Source organism: Rhizobacter sp. P2_H3 (genome assembly GCF_056403355.1).
Map to the genome: position 1 here is coordinate 1 of NZ_JBFUFQ010000289.1, position 6,418 is coordinate 6,418.

The window sequence follows — 6,418 nt, forward strand, 5'->3', positions numbered from 1 at the left end:
GCACCGCGCTGCGCGCGGTCGAGGCCCCCAGGCCGAGCGCGGCCCGCGAGCGGCCGGCAAAGCCGCCGGCGCCCGTCTCGCTGCGCTCCCACGCCGGCGTGGCGCCACCGGCAGCGTCGCTCCCACCCTGCGCATGGCGCAGCCGGCGGTACGGCGGCAGCGGCGCGAACGGCTGCGATTGATCTGGCGGATGCACCCATGGCAGGTCGGCGTCCCTGGCCCAGGGCTGCGAATCGAGCGGCAGCCGGTAGCCCATCGCCGAATCGCCCGGGATCAGGTAGCAGCGCTCGGCGCGCAGGAACCACGGGCCGGTCTGCCAGCGCGGGCCGTTCTTCGCCGGGTTGCGGGCGATCGGGAAGACATGCCCGACCACCTTGTCGAGGCCCTGGGTGAACACCTTGCGCAGGCGCTCACGCTCCAGCGCATCGGAGAGCTTCGCATCGAACGGGTCGACGTTGGCCGGCAGCTTGCGCTCGCGCCACAGGTAGTACCAGACGTCCTCATAGGCCGGGAACACATGCTTGCCGTCCAGCCCGAGGCGCTGCGCGACGCCCTCGAGGAACTTCTGCGCCTGCACGTCGGTGACGCCGTAGTCCTTGTGTTCGTCGGCGAACAGCTCGGGGTGCGTCCACACCGGTTCGCGGTCCTTGCGCCAGAACAGGTTCAGCGACCAGCGCGGCAGCTGCTCGCCCGGGTACCACTTGCCCTGGCCGTAGTGCAGCAGCCCGCCGTCGCCGTACTTGCGGCGCAGCCTGTCCATCAGGTCGGCGCTCAGCAGCCGCTTGGTCGGCCCCATCGCGTCGGTGTTCCATTCGGCGCCGTCGCGGTCGTCCACCGAGACGAAGGTCGGCTCGCCGCCCTGCGTCAGCCGCACGTCGTGGCGGCGCAGGTCGTCGTCGACGCGGTGGCCCATCGCCTCGATCTCGCCCCACTGCGCATCGCTGTACGGCAGCGTCACGCGCGGCGCCTCCCAGATGCGCGTGACCTTCATCGTGTGCTCGAACTCGGTCTCGCACTCGTCCAGCGCGCCGCTCACCGGCGCGGCCGACGACGGTTCCGGCGAGCACGCGAGCGGGATGTGGCCCTCGCCGGCCAGCAGGCCCGACGTCGGGTCCAGGCCGATCCAGCCGGCGCCCGGCAGGTAGACCTCGCACCAGGCATGCAGGTCGGTGAAGTCGACCTCGGTGCCGCTCGGGCCGTCGAGCGATTTCACGTCGCTCTTCAGCTGGATCAGGTAGCCCGACACGAAGCGCGACGCGAAGCCCAGGTGGCGCAGGATCTGCACCAGCAGCCAGCCGGAGTCGCGGCACGAGCCGCTCGCATTGACCAGCGTCTGCTCCGGCGTCTGCACACCCGGCTCCATGCGGATCAGGTAGCCGATGTCCTTCTGCAGCCGCTGGTTCAGCGCGACCAGGAAGTTGGTGGTCTGCATCTTCTCGCGCGAGATGCTGGCCAGGTACTTCTCGAAGGCCGGCGTCAGCGGCGCCTTGTGGCGGTACGGCTCCAGCTCGGTCGCGAGCGACGCGTCGTACTCGAACGGGAAATGCTCGGCCGCCGGTTCGAGGAAGAAATCGAACGGGTTCAGCACCGACATCTCGACCACCAGGTCGACCTCGATGCGGAACGACGTGGTCTTGTCCGGGAACACCAGCCGGGCCAGGTAGTTCGACTGCGGATCCTGCTGCCAGTTGATGAAGTGCGTTGCCGGCTCGATGCGCATCGAGTAGCTCAGCACCCGGGTGCGCGAATGCGGCGCCGGCCGCAGCCGGATGGTCTGCGGGCCCAGGTTGATCGGCCGGTCGTACCGGTAGTGGGTCACGTGGTTGAGCGCGACATGGATGGACATTCAAGGCTCCTGGGCGGTGAGCACGGCGGTTTCGGGAAGGGTCTCGGGGACGTCGGGCAGGACGCCGATGTCCACGCTGACCCRCATCGTCTCGTCGCCGCCGCCTTCGCGCACGCCGCGGATCGGCGAGCAGGCGGCGTAGTCGGGGCCGACGGCCAGGCGCACGTGGCGCTCGTCCATCAGGCAGCGGTGCGTGATGTCGACGCTGAGCCAGCGCCTCGCGGCCCGGTCGACGCAGACGTCGACCCAGGCATGGCTTGCGAGGCTGGGCGCTTCGGGCGCGTGGAAATAGCCGCTGACATAGCGCGCCGGCACGCCGGCGGCGCGGCAGGCGGCGATGAAGACATGCGCCTGGTCCTGGCAGACGCCGGCACCGAGCGCGAGCGCCTCGGCGGCGCTGGTGCGGGTGGTGGTCCTGCCGCCCTCGTAGGCGATGCGGTCGGCCACGTCGAGGGCCAGCGCGAGCGCACGCGCTTCATCGGCCGGGCCGTCGAGGTGGCGGCGGCCGAGCGCGGCGAGCGCGCCGGTCGCCGTTGTCAGCGGCGTCGCGCGCAGGTAGAACTCCGGCGCGATGCAGGCATCGACCAGCGCAGGCGAGGCATGCGTGCGCACGACGCCCGAGGCCCGCACCACGCCGCGGTACGTGCGCTGGCGCAGGCTCCAGGTGTGGGCGAGGTTGCCGAAGCCATCGCGCTGCGCGAACAGCTGGCCGGGCGCGGACAGGTTCCAGTCGAGCACCGTCTGGTGCGCGCTCGCCTGGGGCGTGAGGCACAACGACTGCAGCGCGTACTGCAGCGGCGCGCTGTAGTCGTAGTGCGTGACGTGCCGGATATCGAGTTTCATCCTGTGCCGGTCATGCGGCAGTCATGCCGCAACAGGCACCAGGAAGTCCCGGCTGATGCCCACCCCCAGCGTGCCGACGCGTTCGAGGAACTGCGTGAGGAAGGCATGCAGCCCGGTGGCGAGGATCTCGTCGATGCGGCCGAAGCGCAGGTCGGCCTGCAGGCGGCCGGCGCGGCGCAGCGTGTCCGACGATTGCTCGTTGGCCACCTGGCGCAGGTTGTTGACGACCTCGTCCATGCAGGCCGCGAGCGAACGCGGCATGTCGGCGCGCAGGATCAGCAGCTCGGCCACCTTCTCGGGCTTGATCACGTTGCGGTAGGCCTTGCGGTAGACCTCGAAGCCGGACACCGAGCGCAGGATCGCCGACCAGTGGTAGAAGTCGTACTCCTGGTCCTTGCCGTTGTTGCCGTTGCCGTTGCTGCCCATCGAGCCGGTGCCGAAGAACTCGCTCTCGACCGCGTGGAACTTCACGTCGAGCATGCGGGCGGTGTTGTCGGCGCGCTCCAGGAAGCTGCCGATGCGCAGGAAGTGGAAGGCCTCGTCCTGCAGCATCGTACCCACCGTCACGCCGCGCGACAGGTGCGAGCGGAACTTGACCCATTCGAAGCCCTCGCCGGGATCCTTCTGGAAGGTCTTGTGGCGCAGCATGCGCTGGAACTCGAGCCAGGTCTGGTTCTGCGTCTCCCAGACCTCGGTGGTCAGCGTGCCGCGCACCGCGCGGGCGTTCTCGCGCGCGGCCATCAGGCAGCTGTAGATGCTCGACGGGTTGCGCTCGTCGCTCACCATGTAGTCCATCACCTTGCGGGCATCGATCTCGCCGTAGCGCGACGCGTAGTCGTGGCTCAGCTCGGAGATGCTCAGCAGCCCCTTCCAGCCGTTGGCCGCGGCATCGGCCGACTGCGGCAGCAGCGAGGTCTGGTAGTTGACGTCCAGCATGCGGGCGGTGTTCTCCGCGCGCTCCATGTAGCGGGCCATCCAGAAAAGATGATCGGCGGTTCTCGACAGCATGTTCTTGATCTCCCTTTGTCTCAGGCGTCCATGTCTTCAAGCTTCCAGCACCCAGGTGTCCTTGGTCCCGCCGCCCTGCGACGAGTTGACGACCAGCGACCCTTCCTTCAGCGCGACGCGCGTCAGCCCGCCCGGCACCATCTGCACCGTCTTGCCGCTCAGCACGAACGGGCGCAGGTCGATGTGGCGCGGCGCGATGCCGCTGTCGACGAAGGTCGGGCAGGTCGACAGGCTCAGCGTGGGCTGCGCGATGTAGCCGGCGGGGTTGGCCTCGAGGGCCTTGCGGAAATCGGCGATCTCGTCCTTGGTGGCGGCCGGCCCGACCAGCATGCCGTAGCCGCCGGCGCCGTGCACCTCCTTCACGACCAGCTCGCCGAGGTGCGCCAGCACGTATTTCAGGTCTTCCRCATCGCGGCACTGGTAGGTGGGCACGTTGTTCAGGATCGGCTTCTCGCCGAGGTAGAACTCGATCATCTTCGGCACGTACGGGTAGATCGACTTGTCGTCGGCCACGCCGGTGCCGATGGCATTCGACAGCGTCACGTTGCCGGCGCGGTAGACGCTGAGCAGCCCGGCGCAGCCGAGCGTCGAATCGGGGCGGAAGGCCAGCGGGTCGAGGAAGTCGTCGTCGACGCGGCGGTAGATCACATCGACCCGCTTCGGCCCCTGCGTCGTGCGCATGTAGACGAAGTTGTCCTTGACGAACAGGTCCTGGCCCTCGACCAGCTCGACGCCCATCTGCTGCGCCAGGAAGGCGTGCTCGAAGTACGCGCTGTTGTACATGCCGGGCGTCAGCACGACAACGGTCGGGTCGTTGACCGCGGCCGGCGCGACCGCGCGCAGGGTTTCGAGCAGCAGGTCGGGGTAGTGCGCGACCGGCGCGACGCGGTGCTGGCTGAACAGGTCGGGGAACAGCCGCATCATCATCTTGCGGTTCTCGAGCATGTAGCTCACGCCGCTGGGCACGCGCAGGTTGTCCTCGAGCACGTAGTACGAGCCGCTGCCGTCGGGGTTGGCGGCGCGCACGATGTCGATGCCGGAGATGTGCGAGTAGACGCCGCCGGGCACGTCGACGCCCATCATCTCGGGGCGGAACTGCGCATTCTTGAAGATCTGCTCGCCGGGGACGATGCCGGCCTTGATGATCTCCTGGCCGTGGTAGACGTCGTGGATGAAGCGGTTCAGCGCGGTCACGCGCTGGCGCAGGCCGGCTTCCATGCTGGCCCACTCGCCGGCCGGGATCACGCGCGGGATCAGGTCGAACGGGATCAGGCGCTCGGTGCCGGAACCGTCTTCGTCCTTCGCGCCGTACACCGCGAAGGTGATGCCGACGCGGCGGAAGATCATCTCGGCTTCTTCGCGGCGCGAACGCATCACGTCGCCCGGTTGCTCGGCCAGCCAGCGCTCGTACACCCGGTAGTGGTCGCGCACCGTGGTGCCCGTGGCCTGCATCTCGTCGAAGCTTGCTCTCATCGAATCGGTCTCCTCTCGGTCAGGGTAGCAAATTCCAGGCCATTGTCATCAAGCTGGCGCCACCCGATGGTGCCAGTAGCGGCGGGCGCGGTCACGCTCGCAAACGCCAGCAGCGGCCGGGCGGTCGCTGCGCCAGCGCCAGGCGCCGCACGCCGCGGTGGCGGCGACCAGCACGTCGCGCTCGTGCAGCCGGGCCAGCACCTCGGGCACCGGGTGGCCGAAGCGGTTGCGGTAGCCGGCCTGGATCAGCGCGACCTGCGGCTGCACCGCATCGAGGAAATCCGCACTCGACGAGGTACGGCTGCCGTGGTGCGCGACCAGCAGCAGCTCGCTGCGCAGGCCGGCGCCGACGCGCTCGACCAGCGCGCCCTCCTGCTCGCGCTCGATGTCGCCGGTGAGCAGCGCGCTGCGACCGCCGGCGCTGACGCGCAGCACGCACGAGACGGCGTTGGGCTTGCGGACGCGGCCGTAGTCGTCGGCGAACGGGTGCAGCATCTGGAAATGCACGCCGTCCCAGTCCCAGGACTGGCCAGCGACGCAACGGGTGGCAGGCACGCCGGCATCGCGCAGCGGGTGGCCGTCTTCCAGCGAGCTGTCGAGTTCGGCGACCGGCAGGCCGGCGATCACGGCCGCGGCGCCGCCGGTGTGGTCGGCATCGCGGTGGCTCAGCACCAGGCGGTCGATGCGGTCTTCGCCGCGCGAGCGCAGCAGCGGCAGCAGCACGCGCTGGCCGGCGTCCGACTCGCGCGAGTACTGCGGGCCGGCGTCGTAGACCAGCAGGTGCTGCTGCGTGCGCACCAGCACCGAGGTGCCCTGCCCCACATCGAGCGCCAGCAGCTCGAAGCGGCCGGCGGCCGGCAGATCGCGCGGCGGCAGCAGCAGCGGCAGCGCCAGCGGCACGGCCAGCAGGCGCAGCCGCCACGGCAGCGGCAGCACGAGCAGCACCGCGGCCAGCAGCCCGGCGACTGCCGCCCACCCCGGTGCGGCCGGCACGCTCCACACCGCCCACGGTGCCTGGGCCAGCAGCGTCAGCCAGGCCACGAGCTGCTGCTCGACCCAGGCACCGAGTGTCCACAGCAGCGGCCAGCCGGCGCCCAGCAGCGCGAGCGGCGTGATCACCAGCGTGATCAGCGGGATCGCGACCAGGTTCGCCGCGAAGCCGACCAGCGAGATCTGCTGGAAGAAGACCAGCGTCAGCGGTGCCAGGCCGATGGTGGCGATCGCCTGCGTGCGCAGGCCGGCCCGCAG

General features: G+C 69.9%; 5 protein-coding genes. All 5 read right to left on the reverse strand.

The features are described 5' to 3' along the window. Window positions 1-1,846, reverse strand: a 1,846-nt coding sequence (locus AC1D1T_RS28990) for a transglutaminase family protein (RefSeq protein WP_477992984.1), incomplete at its 3' end; no start/stop codon positions are given. Then, complete coding sequence (locus tag AC1D1T_RS28995) at window positions 1,847-2,689, reverse strand: transglutaminase family protein (RefSeq protein ID WP_477992985.1); 843 nt, start codon at window positions 2,687-2,689, stop codon at window positions 1,847-1,849. 21 nt (window positions 2,690-2,710) lie between these two features. Beyond that, entirely contained in the window at window positions 2,711-3,697 is a 987-nt protein-coding gene (locus AC1D1T_RS29000; protein ID WP_047502107.1) for an alpha-E domain-containing protein, read from the reverse strand. A 36-nt stretch (window positions 3,698-3,733) separates the two neighbouring features. Beyond that, on the reverse strand, window positions 3,734-5,170 hold the full coding sequence (locus tag AC1D1T_RS29005; protein WP_477992986.1) for a circularly permuted type 2 ATP-grasp protein: 1,437 nt from the start codon (window positions 5,168-5,170) through the stop codon (window positions 3,734-3,736). Between the two features lie 48 nt (window positions 5,171-5,218). Then, window positions 5,219-6,418: DNA internalization-related competence protein ComEC/Rec2 (locus tag AC1D1T_RS29010; protein WP_477992987.1), on the reverse strand; the 1,200-nt coding region annotated here is incomplete at its 5' end.